Origin of the sequence: Methanobrevibacter sp. (assembly GCF_017431965.1) — an archaeon.
GTDB lineage: Archaea > Methanobacteriota > Methanobacteria > Methanobacteriales > Methanobacteriaceae > Methanocatella.
Map to the genome: position 1 here is coordinate 106,693 of NZ_JAFRKB010000039.1, position 19,046 is coordinate 125,738.

Consider the following 19,046-nt stretch of genomic DNA (forward strand, 5'->3'; position numbering starts at 1 on the left):
TAAACTTTTTTATTGTATTAAAAATAAAACTATTGTTATAACTTTGGGGGGAGAAATCATGGCAAAGCTTAAAAGTATGGATTTGCCGATTGAAGGAATGCATTGTGCATCATGTGTTTTAAGCGTTAATAAAACATTTGAAAAAATAGATGGTGTAGAAGAAGTGGATGCGGATTTAGCCGCAAATAAACTGCATATAACAGTAAACCCTAAAAAAATTTCCTATGAAGAGATGGAAAGGCTGGTAAAAAACTTAGGTTTTGAACTGCACTCCGATGAAATGACATTAAGAATCCAAGGTATGCATTGTGCTTCCTGCACCATGAATGTAGAAAATTTCTTAATAAGATTGGATGGAATTTTTGATGTAAAGGCAGATTTGACTTCACAATCAGCAAAAATCAGATATGATGCATCAAAAATCGATATGGATGAAATTGAAAAAACAATTGAATCATTAGGATTTGAGCTTTTAGGAATTGAAGGTCAAAGCGAAATTGACGAAGAAGCTATTTATCAAAAGGACTTAAGAGAAAAACGTAACAGAATTATTGTAGGTCTTATTTTTTCAGCTATTTTAATGATTTTAATGTTTAGCGGATGGGATCCGTTAATGGGAGTAACTCATTCAATTAAGCAAGCCGTTGGCATTGATATATCCTCAATGGGACTTTTATCATTAATCGCAAGTATTGCTCCATTTTTATATGTATCCTTACCTATTTTAAAAGCGGGAGTCAACGGTCTGATGCATAAGAATCTCAATATGGATGTAATGTATTCAATGGGTATTGTGGTTGCATATGTTTCAAGTATTTTAGGAACATTCCACATAGTGCTTGACCATTCATTCATGTTTTATGATTCAGCCGTAATGCTTCCATCATTTTTAATGATTGGAAGGTATTTGGAGGCAAGAGCCAAAAAGAGGACATCCGATTCCATAAGGGAATTGATAGGTCTTCAACCGACTGTAGCGACTGCAATCGAAATAGATGAAAACGGCGAAATAACCTCTCAAAAGGAAGTTTCAATATCAGACATCGTTCTTGATGACTTATTGCTTGTTAAACCGGGTGAAAAAATCCCTGTTGATGGTGATGTTGTCGGCGGTGAATCGTATGTGGATGAATCAATGATTAATGGTGAACCGATTCCTAAAGTTAAAAAAGATGGTGAAGAGGTATTTGCAGGAACTATTAACCAGGATGGAGTTTTATACATCAAAGCTAAAAAAATCGGAAAAGAGACAGTATTGTCAAACATCATTCGTTTAGTGGAAAAAGCTCAATCCTCAAGACCTCCAGTCCAAAAGTTCGCAAATACAATCGTAACATACTTCATTCCAGTTATTTTAACAATAGCTATTGCGGTATTTTTAATATGGTATGTCGTCTTGGGAGCTCCGTTATTGTTCTCACTCACTTGTCTGATTTCAATATTGGTTGTAGCATGCCCATGTGCATTGGGTTTAGCCACTCCAACTGCAGTCACTGTCGGTGTTGGAAGAGCGGCGGAATTCGGTATTTTAATTAAAAATGGGGATACTTTAGAAAATGCAGGTCAAATTGATGTTGCCGCATTTGATAAAACCGGAACAATCACGGAAGGAAAGCCTGAAGTTGATGATATAATCGGTTATGGAATTTCCGATGAGGAACTGATAAGGCTCGTTGCAAGTGTGGAGCAAAATTCCACCCATCCGATTGCCAAAGCTATTGTAAACAAATCCAAAGAATTGAATCTGGAGTTAGATCAAACATCCGAATTTGAAAATGTAACAGGCAAGGGACTTAAGGCAGTTCTCAACGAAAGTGAGGTTCTTGCTGGAAATTTGGCTTTGATGGAATCTAGTGGTGTTGAAGTTTCAAATGATTTGATTGATAAATATCATGAACTTGAAAGACAAAGCAAAACAATTATCTTTTTAGCTCAAGATAAATCCGTTAAAGGTATTTTAAGCCTATCAGATAAGATTAAAGATAACTCTAAAAGAACAATTGAAGAACTGCATAAGATGGGTGTTGAAACATACATGCTGACAGGAGACAATGAATCTACAGCACTAACCGTTGCAAATGAAGTTGGAATTGATAATGTAAAGGCAGGAATCCTTCCGGAAAACAAACTTGATATTGTAAAGGAAACTCAAGCAAACAACACCAAAAAGGTTTTATTTGTTGGAGACGGCATTAACGATGCACCTGCTTTAACACAAGCGGACATTGGTGTAGCTATGGGTAATGGAACTGATATAGCTATGGAAAGTGGAGACATTGTTGTCATGGAAGGCGATTTGGAAAATGTCGTTGCAGCAGTACAGTTTTCTAAAAAAGTAATGAGAAGAATTAAGGAGAATATATTTTGGGCATTTGCATATAACTCAATATTGATTCCGGTTGCCGCTGGAGTGTTATATCCAACCTTCGGCATAACATTCGAACCTGCTTTGGCGGGTCTTGCAATGGCAATGAGTTCCGTAACAGTGATTACATTATCTTTGATGCTTAAAAGGTATGTTCCTGAGATAAAAAGAGAAAGTAAAAATTAACTATTTTTTTAAATAGTTAATTTAATTTTTAATTTTCCAAGTTTTGGAGCTAAAAAGTTATAGAAGATAGCAATAAGCGCAGCGGATATAAATCCACCTACAAAACCGGTAATCACATTGCTGATGAGGGTTACTATATTTCCACCACTAATTAACATAATTATTCCAAAAATCAAGTTTAATATTCCGCCAATTATTGCAGCCGCGATTGCAAACTTCATCATGTCTATTGATTCAATAACGGTCATCCCATTTTCTTCAGATAATTCTAATTCAACGCCCCTTCCTTTAGATGCGAGAATATTATAGATATATGCTCCAATTAATATGGAAATGAATGTTATAATGAAAGTACCAAAAATAAACATTATTATTGTCATCGGTTGACTAATAATCATCATTATCTGATAAAGTTCCATAGCAATTAATTGTTGGCCTGAAAGCATAAATGTTTGAATTGCTGTATTAATCATTAAAGGCAAAATTATAACTGAAATCAAATAAAGCAATATTGCTTGAATTGTTGCAATAGTTGCCAAAATGGTTGCGGTTTCAGTAGGTGAAATCTTAACGATTTCTCCATCATTTAATGCAATTTTAATGTTTTTTAATTTTTTTGCAAGTAAATTGAAAAATAGGCCTTCTGAAAAGTAGCGATAGATTCCAATCATAAATGCGCCAACTACAAGGGTTGGTATTAGATAAAGTGCAATTCCAATATTTCCCGGAGCCAAAATTCCAAATAATAGGGTTATGACTATAGAAAATATAACTGCGAACAATACGGATATCGCTGTAAAGATTATAGTGTAGGATGTTAAATCAATTTCTTGCAATTCTTTCACGCTAATCATTATAAACACCTAAAACCATTCTTTGGATTTTTCAAGCAGTTCGTCGATAATTATCGCTACGGATCCTATGTAGGTATGAGGATCCATAATCTTTTCAACATCTGCTTCGGTCAAGTATTTTTGGACGTCTTCATCTTCTAGGATTAACTCACCGAGCAATAATTTTTCTTTGTTTGCTTTGATTGCATTTTTTCTAACAATTCCGTAAGCGGTCTGTTTTCCCATTCCAGCACGGGTAAGTTCGGCCATTAATCTTTCAGCCATTATTAAACCGTTGGTCAAGTTTAGGTTTCTTTCGATGTTTTCATCGTAAAATACTAGATTGCTCATCAATTTAATGGTTAAGTTTAGGATGTAGTCAGTTAAAATACAACTTTCCGGAAACATTATCCTTTCGCATGAAGAGTTGGTCAAGTCTCTTTCATGCCAAAGAGGGTTATTGTCCAAAGCGGCATTGACATATGATTTGATGATTCTTGCAACACCACAGATTCTCTCAGCAGTAATCGGATTCATTTTATGCGGCATGGTGCTACTTCCAACTTGCTTTTCAGGGTCGAAGTATTCGCCGACTTCCATTAGCTCAGTTCTTTGCAGGCTTCTTATTTCTAATCCAATCTTGTCTAATGTACTTGCAATATTTGCTAAAACACTTATGAATTCAACATGGTTGTCTCTTTGAACTACTTGGTTTGTGATTGTGGCTGCGGGAAGTCCTAATATTTCAGCCACGCTTTTGTGAATTTCCCAACCTTGTTCTCCTAAAGCGGCAGTGGTTCCAACTGCTCCGTCCATCATTCCAATACAGACATTTGATTCAGCATTTTCTAATCTTACATATTGCCTGTGGAGTTCATCAGCCCAAATACCAAATTTCATACCATATGTGGTTGGAAGTGCATGCTGGCCGTGTGTACGTCCAATGCAAACTTTCATTTTGTTTTCTTCAGCTAATTTGAGCATTATTTTAGTTAATCTTTCGAGTTTTTCTTTTAAAACAGCAATTGAATCTCTGATAAGCAATGAATTTGAACTGTCTACAATATCATTGGAGGTCGCACCGAAGTGAACATATTCACCGGCACCGTTTTCGCAAACTTCTGTAATTCCCTTTGATAATGCGGCAATGTCGTGGTTGGTTTCAGCTTCAATAGCTTTTACTCGTTCTAATTTAACAAATTCGGTTGTGGCCTTTGCGGCAATTTCATCTGCAACCTCTTGCGGAATAATTCCTAGTTTTCCTTCGGCTTGAGCCAACGCAGATTCGACATCTAACATTCTCTGTAATTTATTCTCTTCCTCCCAAATTTTTTTCATTTCGGGAGTACCATATCTAAATTCGATTGGGTGTATAGCCATTATATCATCTCATTAAAATGAATTATTTAAAATTCTATTAATTATTTTGTTACTTTGTATGTATTATATTTTTTTTACAACACATTTATATAGGTTCTATAAAAGAAATACTATCAACCATTTATATGACATATAAATAGGTGATTATTTGGAAACTAGAATCAGACAGTTTCGCCAGAAATTAGGCATTACGCAACAAGAACTTGCCGATTCCGTTGGCGTAACTCGTCAAACAGTAAATGCTTTGGAAAATGCTCGCTATAACCCTTCCTTATTGTTGGCCTATAAAATTACTAAGAAACTGGGAAAAGATTATATAGAAGATGTTTTTATCTTCGATAATGTTGATTAAATACCAAAACTAGATGGTTTTTCATACTATTTAACAGTTATCTGCGGGATGAGGAGATTTGGATTTGGAAAAATCTTAATGGTATTAGCAATGCTTATGTTTGATTTATAATGGTTAAATAGGCATTACAGTTAATCTTTGTTTCATTAAATCATTATAGATTATTAAAATTTAATTAAAGATGGAGTTTTTCCATTATTATTTTTTTTTGATATTATGTCGTTCAATGAAAAACTTAAAGGTATTCCGATTAAGGAAGTGCTGATTGTCATTATACTTGCTTATTTTGTAATTTTTCCTTTGAAATTTTTAAATATAGGTGGGGGCGTGGAATTGACCAATCTGATTATAATTCTTTATTTTATTTTCAAATTAAGAAATTATACATCCGAATTTTTGGCTGAAATTTCAGATATTTTTTCAAAAATTTCATTTAAGCATATCTTATTTATTGTATTGGCCAACATTTGCTTTTCTTACGGCATGCTTTATTTGTCTAATCTCATAATCCATGTAATTCCACCTAATAGTTTTCTATCGTTTTTCATTCCAGTAAAAAGCATCTACTTGGGATTCTTCGGCATTTTAAGTTTCATTTCCATAATTCTAGTTTCTCCTATTGCCGAGGAATTGATTTTTAGGGGAATTTTCTTAAACAAACTTATGTTAGTAGTTCCGACAGCCTTCGCAATACTGATTTCATCACTGCTTTTTGCTTCACTTCATAGCTTTGGAAGCATCTTTTCAGCATTTATATTTGCGGTATGCATGGCGATACTGTATCTTAAAAGTGAAAATATTTTTGTGCCCATTATTGGGCATTTTTTGAATAACTTTATTGGCGAGAGCGTTTATCATATTGACCAGGCTAAAGTCTTGTTCACAAACAGCATTGTGATGGTTGCAATGTCTATCTTAGCTATTGTCTCATTCATTTTTATTTTAATATTCATTAATTCAAGCATGAAAAATATTTAAATAATTCAAAGATAAAGATATTTTAATATGGATTTAAGAAAAATTGGAATAGCTTTGATTTTCATTGGAATTGTCATCACTGTTGTTTTCATTGGTGATGATAAAATATTTGTTCCTGCTTTGACCGTCACTGTTTTGGGATTTTTCATAACTGTTGTTGGTTTTGTCGATGAAATAAGAAAAAGAAAAATTATCAATGACAAGCTTGAAGAGGATATTGGAAATATTCTTCAACCGTTAATCACAAAATATTCAAATTTGAATAAACAATATCGTAGCCAATATTCCGGCGATGAGTATGTTCAAAAAAGAATTCAGCTAAATAAGGATTTGGAGAGGGAAATAGGTGAAAATATTCCTTATTTGGAAAGCAGGGAAATCAAAAAGATTGTAATAGAATTCAGCAGGGAACAGGATAAGATGCAATAATTTTTTTGATGTTCTCCTCAAATGTACAAAAAGTTACAACAAGGTTTTAAATAGTACATTATACTAAGTTTATAATAGTGATAGAATGTTTTCCCCAAGTATTGAAGAAGTAAAAGAAATAGCAAAAAATGAGGAGTATAAGCGTATTCCCGTATCTTATGAATTGTTTTCGGATATAGCTACTCCTATAGAAGTTTTAAGAATTTTAAAAGGCATCAGCAATCATTGTTACATGTTGGAAAGTATAGAGGATGCACAAAAATGGGGAAGATACAGTTTTTTAGGTTTTGACCCTCTTTTAGAATTCACATGTCAAAATGGTGTCGTTCAAATCAAAGGGGATAAGGATTTCAAGGAATTCAACGATGATTTGGCCACAATCAAAACAGATAATCCAGGTGATATTATAAGGGAGTTGGTTTGTAAAAACAAATCTCCAAAACTGGAGTATTTGCCTCCATTCACTGGCGGTTTCGTTGGTTATTTCGCTTATGATTATATTAAGTATTGTGAACCTTCCCTTAATTTGGATGCTGAAAATCAGGATCAATTCAAGGACATTGATTTGATGCTGTTCGATAAGGTCATCGCCTTCGATAATTTCAAACAAAAAATCATCATTATTGCAAACATTAAAACTGATGATTTGGAAAGTAACTACAATCAAGCTTGCAGCGATTTGAAGGAAATAGCTGACTTAATTAAAAATGGTAGAAAAACTGAAATACAGCCATTGGAATTGAAATCCGATTTTACCCCAGTATTTTCACGTGAAAGATATTGTGACATGGTTGATAGGGCTAAAAATTATATCAAAGAAGGGGATATTTTTCAGGTTGTCCTTTCAAATAGGATTGAAGCGGATATTTCCGGAAGTTTGTTTGATACATACAGGGTGTTGAGGACTACAAACCCTTCCCCATACATGTTTTATTTTTCAAGCAATGATATTGAGATTGCCGGTGCATCTCCTGAAACATTAGTCAAATTGGACGGCAGAAAATTATATACTTTCCCGCTTGCCGGAACCAGGCCTCGAGGTAAGGATGACAAAGAGGACTTAAATCTGGAAGAAGAGTTATTGGCTGATGAGAAGGAACTGGCCGAGCATAATATGTTAGTTGATTTAGGCCGTAACGATATTGGTAGAATATCTGAAATAGGTTCTGTCAGCGTTGACAAGTATTTGTCCATTGAGAGGTTTTCACATGTGATGCATATAGGCTCTACAGTTACCGGAACATTAAGGAGCGATTTGGATTCTCTTGCTGCAATCGATTCGATTTTGCCTGCCGGAACATTGTCCGGAGCTCCAAAAATAAGGGCTTGTGAAATCATAAATGAGCTTGAAGATAATAAAAGGGGAATTTATGGTGGAGCAATCGGTTATGTGGATTTAAGCGGCAATGTTGACACTTGCATTTCAATTAGAATCGCTTTTGCACGCAATGATAAGGTCTTTATTCGCTCTGGTGCGGGCATTGTTGCAGATAGCGTGCCCGATAAGGAATTTGATGAATGTTTAAATAAAGCCGCTGCCGTAATAAATGCCTTGAAAATTGCAGATGGGGGATTAGAATGATTCTTTTGATTGACAATTATGATAGTTTTTCATATAATTTATTCCAATTGATTGGGGCGGTAGACTCAGATATTTTAGTTTATAGAAATGACAAAATATCTCTTGAAGAGATAGAAGATTTAAATCCTGATGCAATCATTTTATCTCCGGGGCCTGGAAGACCTCAAGATGCAGGAATTTGCATTGATTTGGTAAAAGAATTTTATGATAAAATTCCAATTTTGGGGGTTTGCTTGGGTCATCAAGCTATTTGTGAAGCATTTGGGGGTAAAATATCTTATGCAAGTAGATTGATGCATGGAAAATCTTCAATGATATCCCTTGATTATGATTTCATCTTTAAGGGTTTGCCAACTGAAATAAGCGTTGGAAGATATCATTCGTTAAGCTTGGTTGAAGACACCCTTCCGAAATGTCTTGAAATAATTTCAAAAGCAAAGGATGATGGTGAAATAATGGCGATAAGGCATAATGAATTCAATGTTTATGGTCTTCAGTTTCACCCGGAATCAATATTAACACCGGATGGATTAATTATTATAACTAATTTTATTGAAAAAGTTGAAAGAGGTATTTTATGATTAAAGAATCAATATTAAAAGTGTCACGTCATGAAGATTTAACTTATGAAGAGGCTTATGCTACCATGGATGAAATCATGAGTGGTGAAGCAAGTGAAGTTCAAATGAGTGCTTATTTAACAGCAATGTCAATGAAAGGCGAAACAATTGATGAGATTACAGCATCCGCCGAAGCGATGAGGGCTCATTGTGTACGATTGTTGAATGATGAAGAGGTTTTGGAAATAGTTGGAACTGGCGGTGATGGTTCAAATACATTTAACATATCCACTACATCTTCAATTGTTATTTCCGCAACGGGGGTTCCCGTAGCTAAGCATGGTAACAGATCTGCATCCAGTAAATGTGGGGCGGCTGATGTCTTAGAAGAATTGGGCGTAAATATTTATATTGAACCAGAAAAAAGTTTACAATGTCTAAAAGAAATCAATTTATGTTTCTTGTTTGCCCAAAATTATCATTTGGCAATGAAATATGTTGCCAATGTCCGTAAGGAATTGTCTATAAGGACAATATTTAACATTTTAGGCCCATTAACCAATCCCGCAGGGGCTACAATGCAAGTTTTGGGAGTTTATGAAAAGGAGCTAGTCGAGCCTCTCAGTGAAGTTCTTAAAAATTTGGGGGTTAAATCCGCATTGTCTGTTTACGGTTTAGATGGAATGGACGAAATTTCGGCGAGCGATAAAACTTTCGTTTGTGAACTTAAAAACGGCGAAACAAGGTCTTATGAAATTTCTCCTGAAGACTTCGGTATGAAGATTGCATCTAAAGAAGATTTGACAGGCGGGGATGCAAAGGAAAATGCTCAGATTACTTTATCAATTTTGGAAGGCCGGGAAAAAGGACCTAAAAGGAATGCAGTTCTTTTAAATTCGGCTGCCGGCCTGTATTCCGCCGGCAAGGTTGAATCTATTGATGAGGGTGTGAAGTTGGCTGAAGAAATTATAGATTCAGGTAAGGCGCTTGAACAGCTTGAAAAATTTATTGAAGTTACAAATAGATGATTATTATGTTGGATAAGATTGTTGCTAAAACAGAAGAAAGGTTAATTGAAGCTAAAAAGAATAAATCTTTGGAAGAACTTAAAGATGAAGTGTCCAAATTGGAAATTAATAAGGATTTCCCTTTTAAGGAAGCTTTAAAAGATCCTCAAATTGCAATCATCAGTGAAGTTAAAAAGGCTTCTCCTTCAAAAGGGCTGATTGTCGAGGATTTTGATTATATTGAAATTGCAAAAGAATACGAAGAAGCGGGCGCTTCAGCCATTTCAGTTTTGACAGAGCCTTATTTTTTCCAGGGTTCAAATGTTTATTTAAAAGAGATTGCTGAAGAAGTTTCCATTCCAATTTTAAGGAAGGATTTTATCATTGATGAATATATGATTTGGGAAGCCAAGTTGCTTGGCGCTTCTGCAGTGCTTTTAATCGTTTCAATATTGGATATTGTTCAATTAAAGAAATTTTTAGATTTGGCCCATGATTTGGGTCTATCTGCAATTGTTGAAACCCATGATGGTGATGAAATCAGAACAGCTACAAATGTTGGTGCCGAAATCATTGGTGTGAACAATAGGAATTTAGCGGATTTTACTGTTGATATTGAAAACACTATCAGTCTACGTAGATGTGTAAGTGACAATATCATATTTGTTTCTGAAAGTGGCATTAAAACAAAGGAAGATGTCGCCAAATTAAAGGAAAATAATGTTGATGCAGTTTTAATTGGCGAAACTTTAATGAAAAGTGATGATAAGAAATCATTGATTTTGGAGTTGAAAAATGGTTAAAATTAAAATCTGCGGACTTAAACGATTGGAGGATATAGACATAGTTAATAAGTATAAACCTGATTATATCGGATTTGTCTTTGCAGATTCTAAAAGAAAAGTATCTCATGAACTTGCATCTGAAATGAAAAGGAATTTGTCCTCAGATATAATCTCTGTAGGAGTTTTTGTTGATGCAGAAATTGACGAGATAATCGACCTCTTCAATAGAGGTGTCATCGAAGTTGCTCAACTTCATGGTCAGGAAAATGAAGAGTATATTGGCAGTTTAAAGGAAAGAACTGACGGTAAAATAAAAATAATCAATGCAATTGAAATGGATGATGATGAGGATTTATTAGGTCATGAAAGTTCAATTGCAGACTTTTTACTGCTTGATAGTGGAAAAGGCAGTGGAAAGACTTTTGACTGGAATTTAATTAGGAAAGATTTGAATAAGGAATTCTTTTTAGCGGGAGGAATTGATATTTCAAATATCTCTAAGGCCATTAATGAAATTGACCCTTATGCAATTGATTTAAGTTCTAGTCTTGAAACTGATGGATTTAAAGATGAAAGTAAAATTAAAGAAATTATGGAGGCTATAAATTGAATAATGGAAGATATGGTGAATATGGTGGACAATACATATCTGAAACATTGATGAATGAGCTGCTTTATTTGGAAGAGCAATATTATCATTATATGAAGGACCCCGAGTTTGTAGAAGAACTTAATACTTTATTAAAGGAATATGCTGGAAGACCTTCCTTATTATATCATGCTAAAAGGATGACGGAAGACTTGGGCGGCGCTAAAATTTATTTGAAACGTGAGGATTTAAACCACACTGGCGCTCACAAGATCAATAATGTATTGGGACAGGTGCTGCTTGCGAAAAAAATGGGCAAAACAAGAGTCATCGCTGAAACCGGTGCCGGTCAACATGGTGTGGCTACTGCAACTGCAGCCGCTTTGCTTGATATGGAATGTGAAGTTTTCATGGGTGAAGTGGATACTAAAAGGCAGGCATTGAACGTTTACCGTATGGAATTGTTGGGTGCAAAGGTGCATTCAGTAAAATCTGGAACCAAAACTCTGAAGGATGCTGTAAACGATGCATTCAGAGATTGGATTGCACGTGTTCATGATACTAACTATGTAATCGGTTCAACAATGGGACCACATCCATTTCCAATGATTGTAAGGGATTTTCAAGCAGTAATCAGTTCTGAAGCCCGTGAACAATTCCTTGAAATAGAAGGAAAACTTCCAAATGCAGTTATTGCATGTGTTGGGGGCGGAAGCAATGCGATGGGAGCATTTTATAACTTCATTGATGATAAAGAAGTTAAATTAATTGGTTGTGAAGCTGGTGGAAAAGGGATAGACACTCCGTATAATGCAGCGGCATTAACTAACGGTAAAATAGGAATATTTCATGGCATGAAATCTATTTTCAACCAGGGGGATTACGGCCAAATTGCACCGGTGTATTCCGTCTCAGCAGGTCTGGACTATCCTGGTGTTGGTCCGGAACATGCATATTTAAGAGATACGGGCGGAGCAGAATACGTTCCGGTCACGGATGAAGAGGCAGTTAATGCATTTGAATATTTGTCAAGAATGGAAGGAATCATTCCAGCTATTGAAAGTGCTCATGCGGTTGCATATGCAATGGAAATTGCTCCAAAAATGGATAAGGATGATATAATCATGATTTGTCTTTCCGGAAGAGGAGATAAGGATGTAAGATCAATTGCTGAGTATAGGGGAGTTGATTTAAATGAGTAAAATAGCCAATGCATTTAAAAATGGAAAAGCCTTCATCGGCTTTTTGACTGCAGGTGATCCGACAATTGAAAAAACAGTTGAATATATTTTGGCAATGGAGGAGGCAGGATGTGACTTGATTGAGATTGGCATTCCGTTTTCCGATCCTATGGCTGAAGGAGTTGTAATTCAGGAAGCTAATGTACGTGCTTTAAAACACAACACAACAACTGATGATGTATTTGAAATCGTTAAGGCTGTACGTGCCAAGACTGATGTTCCTCTTGTGTTTTTAACTTATATCAATCCTGTTTTCTTTTACGGTTATGAAAAGTTCTTTAAAAAATGTAATGAGTTAGGCATTGATGGGATAATATCTCCGGATTTGCCATATGAAGAAAAAGGTGAAATTGCAGAAATTGCACGTAAGAACGATGTTGACGTGATTTCATTGATTGCCCCAACTTCAAAGGAAAGAATTCAAAAAATTGCCGCTGATGCAACTGGATTTATTTACATTGTATCATCATTAGGCGTTACTGGAATGCGCAGTGAAATCAAAACGGATTTAAATGCTATTATTTCAGATATCCGGGATGTGACTGATTTGCCTCTTGCTGTTGGATTTGGTATAAATACTCCTGAGCAAGCTAGAAACATAGGTCAAATCGCCGATGGGGTAATTGTTGGCAGTGCAATAGTAAAAATCATTGAAGAATATGGGGAAAATGCTACAAATCCATTAAAGGAATATGTTTCAAGCATGAAAAAAGCGTCTAATGAGTAATTTGGTTATAATGAAAATATTTATATAAATATTGAGACAAAAATATATTTATAATTTGTAATTTTTGAACATTCAATTTAGAGGATTATTTATGTTTAAAGCAGAATTAAGTGATTCTAATATATTAAAAACCAGTTTTGATGCTATTTCTTCAATCGTTGATGAAGTACAAATTCAAACTGATAGTGAAGGCATGAGATTAGATGCCTTAGACCGCAGTCACATAACTTTCGTACATTTGGAGTTAAAATCTACCTTATTCGACGAATACATTTGTGATGTTCCTGAAAAAATCAACATCGATACTGACGAATTCATGAGAGTTCTCAAACGTGCCAAATCACAGGATAGAGTTTTAATGTCAGTAGATGAAGGTAATTTTATCATTACTTTTGAAGGAGATGCAACAAGAACTTTTAAAATAAGATTAATAGATATGGAATATGATAATCCTGTTCCACCGAATATTGAACATCCTACTAACTTTAAGGTTCGCTTCTCTATATTGAAAGACTGTATCAACGATATTGATATATTTTCAGATAAAATTGCACTTCAGGTTGATGAAGATTACTTTATAGCATCAGCTGACGGTGAATTCGGTGATGCAAGCATCAAATATCTTCACGGCGAAAATATTTCTGAACATGCAAAAGCCTTATTCTCATTGGATAAGATTAGAGAAATGCTTAAAGCAGATAAATTTTCAGAGGAAGCTGAAATTAGTTTAGGTACTGACATGCCATTAAGTTTAACTCTTAATATGGTCACTGGTGACGGCAAACTTAGTTTCTTGCTTGCTCCTAGATTAGAAACAGATGAATAATTTCATTTGTTTATCTTTTTTTATTTTAATTAATTTTTAGAGATGGTATTAAGTGGATCAGTTTTACAAGGAATTGCGAACAATCCAAAAGAAGGAACGTAATAACGCTACATTGGCTCGTGTCGAAGAGGATTTTTACAGTAAAATTCACGAGTATTTGGATGATTTGAAACAACAGGCTATCCGCGATCCATTTTCAAATATACCCCAAATTTTACATGAAGCTCAAAGGATAGCTACTGAAATCTGCGAAAGAAGGGAACATAAGATTACCGATGCAGCTGTTGTAAATATACATAGGTCCTATCATTTGTTTACAGGAAAGCCTCAGTTTGATTTGGTGGATACCACTCCATTGAATTTAACCCCCGAAGAGGAAAAATTCTACTTTTCATTGATTGACACTTTAAGAAACCATAGGGGAAACATTTCACTTGAAAAATTATCTGACGGAGATGAAATCCCTGATAAGAAAGTTATAAAACCAAAAGAAACCCAGTCAAATACATTGATTTCTCCAAAGCCTGATGAAAAGGATGATAAAGTACTTGACAGGCATGATGAAATTTCCAAATCAAAACCTGCCGAGGATAAAAAAGCAGAACCTAAAGAAAAGCAGGATGACGCTTCAAAAATTGATGCTGTAGCCAAACCTCAAAACAAAAACATCGAGCAAAACCCTAATGCTTTTGATGAAAATGAAGAATTTTATGATTTTGAGTCTAAAAGAATAGCCAAGGACACTGAACTGGTCACAATGTTGGTTTTTGATGATATAGAACCGATTGTAGGTGTTGATGAAAGGATTTATGGTCCGTTCAGACCACAGGATCTGGTCACATTGCCTTTGATAAATGCGAAAGTATTTTTCAAAAATAGAAAGGGTCGTCAAGTTAAAATTTAACACATTGCCATTAACTTTAAATAGCTTAATAAATAGATATTATGAATGTATCTATTTGTGATAATAAAAAATTATATTTTATATAATTTGGATTTTTGCTGTCTGTAGACTTGATGCGTTACAATGCAGTTTTAATCTCTAACGTTTTTTAATAAAATTTGAGTTTAGATAAATTCGCTGATAGATTTATAATGACTTATTAATTACGGTGAAAAAATGAAAATACCAAAAGAAAAAAGAACATACTGTCCTCATTGTAAAAGACACACAATGCATGAGGTACACACTGCTAAAAAAAGAAAAGCTAGTGAATTAACTTGGGGACAAAGACAATTCAGACGTGTAACCGCTGGTTACAGAGGTTATCCAAGGCCTTTACCTGCCGGAAACAAACCTGTTAAAAAATTAGACTTAAGACTTAAATGTAAAGAATGTGGTAAATCTCACATTAAACAATCTTTCAGAACAGGAAAACCTGAATTCGTAGCTAAATAGGTGGTTAACATGGTTAGTAAAGGAAGAGGAAACTTTTTAAAAGTTAAATGTTTAGATTGTGACAATGAACAAGTAATCTTTGATCGTGCAGCTTCTGACGTAAAATGTATTATTTGTGGTAAAACTCTTGTCAAATCTCGTGGTGCTAAAGCTAAAATTACCGCACACATTGAAAAAGTTTTAAACTAGATTTCTAGTTTTAAACTTATTTTTTACTATTTTTTATAATTTTTATTAATGTTGGTGAGAGTATGGTAAGAAAAAGTCAAGAATGGCCTGATGAAGGGGAACTTATTGTCGGTACTGTTTACAAAGTTCTTAATTATGGGGCTTTTGCTAAATTGGAAGAATATCAGGGCAAAGAAGCTTTTATTCATATTTCTGAAGTATCTTCTGGTTGGGTAAAAAACATCAGAGATCACGTAAGGGAAAACCAGAAAATCGTTTGTCGTGTTCTCAGAGTTAATCCTAAAAAGGGGCATGTTGATGCTTCTTTAAAAAGAATCCGTGAAGATCAAAGAACTAAAAAAATCCAACATTGGAAAATTGAACAAAAAGCTGAAAAATTTTTAGAATTATCTGCTAAATCTTTAGATAAAACCTTGGATGAAGCATATGATGAAGTGGGTTATGAACTTATGGACATCTTTGGGGATGTCTATGGTGCTTTTGAAACAGCTTCTGATGAAGGTGCTGAATCTCTCGTTGAAGAAGGAATCCCTCAGGATTGGGCTGATGCTATTACTGAAATAGCCAAAAAGAATATCACTCCTCCGGAAGTTCACATTAGCGGTTATGTTGATATTGAAACTTTTGTGCCGAACGGTGTTGAAATTATCGTTGCCGCCCTCAAGGCTGCAGAAGATAATGGAGATGATGAGGAAGAAATCAAGGTCCAATGTGTTGGTGCACCAAGATATAGAATCACTGTCAAATCTACTGATTATATATTAGCGGAAAAAGCTCTTAAAGCTGCTGCTGATAGATGTATAGCAGTTGTTGAAGAATCTGAAGGAAACGGTTCTTTCTTAAGAGAGTTAGATAATTAGATTCTTATGAATATGAAAATGAATAAATGTCCCGAATGCGGAATTTATACTTTAAAAGATGCTTGCCCTAAATGCGGCGGGCAACTTAAAGTTATTTATCCTCCAAAATTCTCAGTTGAGGATAAATACGGAAAATATCGTCGTATATTAAAAAAAGAATCAATGAAGGAGCAGTAGGATATGGAAATCTCAGAAATAACTGTTTTAGAAGAAATCGAATTAAATAATCCTATTTTTATAGAGGCATTGCCTGGAATTGGGCATGTTGGTAAATTGGCTGCAGACCATATGATTGATGAATTTGGGGCAACCAAATTTGCAGAAATTTATTCTCCTGCTTTTCCTCCTCAAGTTCTTGTAAAGGATGAGGGCGTAATTGCAAACATGCTTAATGAATTATATTACCTAAAGGATGTAGGTGAAGACAATTTGGATTTGATAATTCTTGTAGGTAACACTCAGGCTCTATCTCCAGAAGGCCAATACCTAATATGTAAGGATATTTTGGAATATGTTAAGCAATTTGACATTAGTAGAATTTTTACTTTAGGTGGAATGGCAACCGGACAGCCTATTGAAAGTCCAAAGGTTTTTGGAGCTGCCACTCATGAAGAGGATGTTGAATTATTAAAAGAAGCAGAAATTGAAATCAGGTCTAATGATGGGGGCATTGTCGGTGCTTCCGGATTGTTTTTAGGTCTGGCTGTTCGCCAAGGGCTTCATGGATCTTGCCTTATGGGTGAAACTCCAGGATATTTCATTGATGCTGAATCTGCTGAAGCGATTTTAAATAAATTGTCATTTTTACTTAATTTTGAAATTAATGTTGATAAATTAGAGGAAAGGGCTGAAGAGACTAGACAAATGATTGCTAGAGCTCAGCAAATGGAACAAGATTTAATTAATAAAGCTAATGCAGGAAATGCAGATGATTTAAGGTATATTGGATAAATCAATATATCTATTTTTAACTTTTTTTTGATTATGAATGTTGTAGTCGTTCCCGATGCCGCAATGATTGTCATACCATTGATTGAAAAGAATGGCCATACATATTTATCTCCGGTTAATTTTTCCAGATATGACAATATGGACATTTGTGAAGGTAATTTGACTTATGATAATTTGATAACAACATATTCGTCAAGTGAAATTCCTTCAGGCGTAAAGGGAAGGCTTTTTTTGCTATCTAAGGTATTGCCTAATGCCGATGCGGCAATAATCATAGGCAAACGCCCTAAAAATTACACAAAAATGTATGACGTATTGAATGATATAATTCTGTTCGGTGGAAATGCCTGCAATAATGCCCATAGTCTGACAGTAAAAATGATACATGATTTGGGTATTCCTACATTGAAACTTGCTTATCCTACAAGCCGAAGTCAAATCATCGATTTAATCAATAGAACAGACTTATTTTTAAAAAATTTAAATTACAATTCTGAAAATGTCAATGATGATGACTTAACTGTGGATTTGGTCAAAAAACAACATAAATATCCGGTCAATGATTTAAAGAGGATATTAAATAATTTAATATAACATTAATGATTAATTTTTAATCATGTTGGTAAATGCGGATTTTCATGTTCACAGCTGTTTTTCATCAGCATCATCAAAAGACATGCTGATTGAAAATATGGCTCCGAAATCTAAATTGAAAGGTTTGCAGCTTTTAGGCACTGGCGATGCGTTTCATCCTGGATGGCTTGATATAATAGAGGAAAGCACGGAATATTCAGGGGATGGAATTTATACTTCAGGGGATATGGATTTTGTCTTGACAACTGAAGTTGAAGGAAAAAACAGAGTTCACCATTTAATCATAATTCCAAACATTGAAGCTGCCCGGGAATTATCGGACAAGCTGATATCAAAAAATAAAAATGTTGATGGAAGGCCCAGAACAGCTTATACCGGTGCAGAGCTTTTGGAATTGGTCAGGCAGTATGACTGTTTGATTGGTCCGGCACATGCATTCACTCCATGGACTGGGATGTATAAGTCATATGACAGCATCTATGAATGTTATGATAAAAAACCTGACTTCGTTGAGTTGGGACTGTCTGCAGATACTTTCATGGCCGATACCGTTAGTGAACTTAAGGATTTCCCGTTCTTATCAAATTCGGATGCACATTCCCCATGGCCACATAGGTTGGGTAGGGAGTTTAATGCAATGGAGCTTGAAGATATTTCATTCACTTCAATAAAAAATGCAATAAAACACAGGAAAATCAAGGCAAATTATGGTCTGATACCAAACCTTGGAAAATACCACATGACTGCATGTACCAAATGCTTTAAAATTGTTGATCCTGCAAGTGCTCGTGAAAACAAGATGAGGTGCAGCTGTGGTGGAATTATTAAAAAGGGAGTTGACTATAGAATATCCGAAATCGCAGACTATAGTGAACCTAAACATCCGGATTTCAGGCCTGATTATATTCATTTAATGCCTCTTGCAGAACTGATTTCTACGGTTTATGACAAGGGAGTTACAACAAAGACAGTTCAGGGCAAATGGCAGAAATTGATTGACAGTTTTCAGACTGAAATAGATGTTTTAATTAATGTTTCTTTAGATGAAATCGAAAAGGTTGATTCAAACATTGCTCCTGCCATTAAAGGATTTAGAGAGAAGTCCATTGATGTTATTCCTGGTGGTGGGGGTCAATATGGTCAGATTTTATTAAATAAAGAAGTTAAAAAAAGAAAAGTAGCTAAAATAACTACTTTGGATAATTTTTAAAAA

22 protein-coding genes are annotated in these 19,046 nt (G+C 34.8%); 20 read left to right on the forward strand and 2 right to left on the reverse strand.

From position 1 onward, the window contains the following. Window positions 1–58: 58 nt before the first annotated feature. Window positions 59–2,551, forward strand: coding sequence for a heavy metal translocating P-type ATPase (locus tag IJI93_RS05850; RefSeq protein ID WP_292821169.1), 2,493 nt, complete (start codon window positions 59–61; stop codon window positions 2,549–2,551). Window positions 2,552–2,559: 8 nt separating this feature from the next. Here the strand turns inward: IJI93_RS05850 and IJI93_RS05855 are convergent, their stop codons facing one another. Both IJI93_RS05855 and purB read right to left on the reverse strand, forming a co-directional pair. Beyond that, complete coding sequence (locus IJI93_RS05855; protein WP_292821171.1) at window positions 2,560–3,405, reverse strand: hypothetical protein; 846 nt, start codon at window positions 3,403–3,405, stop codon at window positions 2,560–2,562. A 9-nt stretch (window positions 3,406–3,414) separates the two neighbouring features. Beyond that, window positions 3,415–4,764, reverse strand: coding sequence for an adenylosuccinate lyase (gene purB, locus IJI93_RS05860; RefSeq protein WP_292821173.1), 1,350 nt, complete (start codon window positions 4,762–4,764; stop codon window positions 3,415–3,417). 148 nt (window positions 4,765–4,912) lie between these two features. Here purB and IJI93_RS05865 point away from each other — a divergent pair, with 148 nt between their 5' ends. The 19 genes from IJI93_RS05865 (at window position 4,913) to IJI93_RS05955 (ending at window position 19,043) form a co-directional block, all read left to right on the forward strand. After that, window positions 4,913–5,116 (forward strand): helix-turn-helix transcriptional regulator, encoded by a 204-nt coding sequence (locus tag IJI93_RS05865; RefSeq protein WP_292821175.1) that lies wholly within the window; start codon window positions 4,913–4,915, stop codon window positions 5,114–5,116. 216 nt (window positions 5,117–5,332) lie between these two features. Beyond that, on the forward strand, window positions 5,333–6,094 hold the full coding sequence (locus tag IJI93_RS05870) for a CPBP family intramembrane glutamic endopeptidase (RefSeq protein ID WP_292821177.1): 762 nt from the start codon (window positions 5,333–5,335) through the stop codon (window positions 6,092–6,094). 27 nt (window positions 6,095–6,121) lie between these two features. Continuing rightward, entirely contained in the window at window positions 6,122–6,523 is a 402-nt protein-coding gene (locus tag IJI93_RS05875) for a hypothetical protein (protein ID WP_292821179.1), read from the forward strand. Between the two features lie 85 nt (window positions 6,524–6,608). Next, window positions 6,609–8,105: an anthranilate synthase component I gene (trpE, locus tag IJI93_RS05880; RefSeq protein ID WP_292821181.1), complete on the forward strand. Its 1,497-nt coding sequence runs from the start codon at window positions 6,609–6,611 to the stop codon at window positions 8,103–8,105. After that, the gene (locus IJI93_RS05885) at window positions 8,102–8,686 is read left to right on the forward strand and encodes an aminodeoxychorismate/anthranilate synthase component II (RefSeq protein WP_292821183.1); all 585 of its coding nucleotides are present in this window, start codon (window positions 8,102–8,104) and stop codon (window positions 8,684–8,686) included. Before trpE ends, IJI93_RS05885 begins: the two co-directional genes overlap by 4 nt. Next, a complete protein-coding gene (gene trpD, locus IJI93_RS05890) occupies window positions 8,683–9,693 on the forward strand; it encodes an anthranilate phosphoribosyltransferase (RefSeq protein ID WP_292821185.1) in 1,011 nt (336 codons plus the stop codon). Before IJI93_RS05885 ends, trpD begins: the two co-directional genes overlap by 4 nt. A 5-nt stretch (window positions 9,694–9,698) precedes the next feature. Further along, entirely contained in the window at window positions 9,699–10,475 is a 777-nt protein-coding gene (trpC, locus tag IJI93_RS05895; RefSeq protein WP_292821187.1) for an indole-3-glycerol phosphate synthase TrpC, read from the forward strand. Beyond that, window positions 10,468–11,067 carry a phosphoribosylanthranilate isomerase gene (locus IJI93_RS05900; protein WP_292821189.1) on the forward strand — a complete coding sequence of 200 codons (600 nt, stop codon included), beginning with the start codon at window positions 10,468–10,470 and terminating at the stop codon, window positions 11,065–11,067. The genes trpC and IJI93_RS05900 overlap by 8 nt, the downstream gene beginning before the upstream one ends. Next, complete coding sequence (gene trpB, locus IJI93_RS05905) at window positions 11,064–12,248, forward strand: tryptophan synthase subunit beta (protein ID WP_292821191.1); 1,185 nt, start codon at window positions 11,064–11,066, stop codon at window positions 12,246–12,248. Before IJI93_RS05900 ends, trpB begins: the two co-directional genes overlap by 4 nt. Then, window positions 12,241–13,014: a tryptophan synthase subunit alpha gene (gene trpA, locus IJI93_RS05910; protein ID WP_292821193.1), complete on the forward strand. Its 774-nt coding sequence runs from the start codon at window positions 12,241–12,243 to the stop codon at window positions 13,012–13,014. Before trpB ends, trpA begins: the two co-directional genes overlap by 8 nt. Window positions 13,015–13,105: 91 nt before the next feature. Further along, complete coding sequence (pcn, locus tag IJI93_RS05915; RefSeq protein WP_292821195.1) at window positions 13,106–13,840, forward strand: proliferating cell nuclear antigen (pcna); 735 nt, start codon at window positions 13,106–13,108, stop codon at window positions 13,838–13,840. Between the two features lie 52 nt (window positions 13,841–13,892). Beyond that, window positions 13,893–14,744 carry a hypothetical protein gene (locus IJI93_RS05920; protein ID WP_292821197.1) on the forward strand — a complete coding sequence of 284 codons (852 nt, stop codon included), beginning with the start codon at window positions 13,893–13,895 and terminating at the stop codon, window positions 14,742–14,744. A 216-nt stretch (window positions 14,745–14,960) separates the two neighbouring features. After that, entirely contained in the window at window positions 14,961–15,239 is a 279-nt protein-coding gene (locus tag IJI93_RS05925; RefSeq protein ID WP_292743332.1) for a 50S ribosomal protein L44e, read from the forward strand. A gap of 9 nt (window positions 15,240–15,248) precedes the next feature. Further along, a complete protein-coding gene (locus IJI93_RS05930; protein WP_067044971.1) occupies window positions 15,249–15,428 on the forward strand; it encodes a 30S ribosomal protein S27e in 180 nt (59 codons plus the stop codon). Window positions 15,429–15,490: 62 nt separating this feature from the next. Continuing rightward, window positions 15,491–16,288, forward strand: coding sequence for a translation initiation factor IF-2 subunit alpha (locus tag IJI93_RS05935; RefSeq protein WP_292821199.1), 798 nt, complete (start codon window positions 15,491–15,493; stop codon window positions 16,286–16,288). A 6-nt stretch (window positions 16,289–16,294) separates the two neighbouring features. Further along, complete coding sequence (locus IJI93_RS05940) at window positions 16,295–16,465, forward strand: RNA-protein complex protein Nop10 (protein WP_292821201.1); 171 nt, start codon at window positions 16,295–16,297, stop codon at window positions 16,463–16,465. A gap of 3 nt (window positions 16,466–16,468) precedes the next feature. Then, on the forward strand, window positions 16,469–17,239 hold the full coding sequence (locus IJI93_RS05945; RefSeq protein WP_292821203.1) for a proteasome assembly chaperone family protein: 771 nt from the start codon (window positions 16,469–16,471) through the stop codon (window positions 17,237–17,239). Between the two features lie 33 nt (window positions 17,240–17,272). Beyond that, window positions 17,273–17,833 carry a DUF2112 family protein gene (locus tag IJI93_RS05950; protein WP_292821205.1) on the forward strand — a complete coding sequence of 187 codons (561 nt, stop codon included), beginning with the start codon at window positions 17,273–17,275 and terminating at the stop codon, window positions 17,831–17,833. Window positions 17,834–17,855: 22 nt separating this feature from the next. Then, window positions 17,856–19,043, forward strand: a complete 1,188-nt coding sequence (locus IJI93_RS05955) for a TIGR00375 family protein (protein ID WP_292821207.1) — start codon at window positions 17,856–17,858, stop codon at window positions 19,041–19,043. Window positions 19,044–19,046 lie beyond the last annotated feature (3 nt).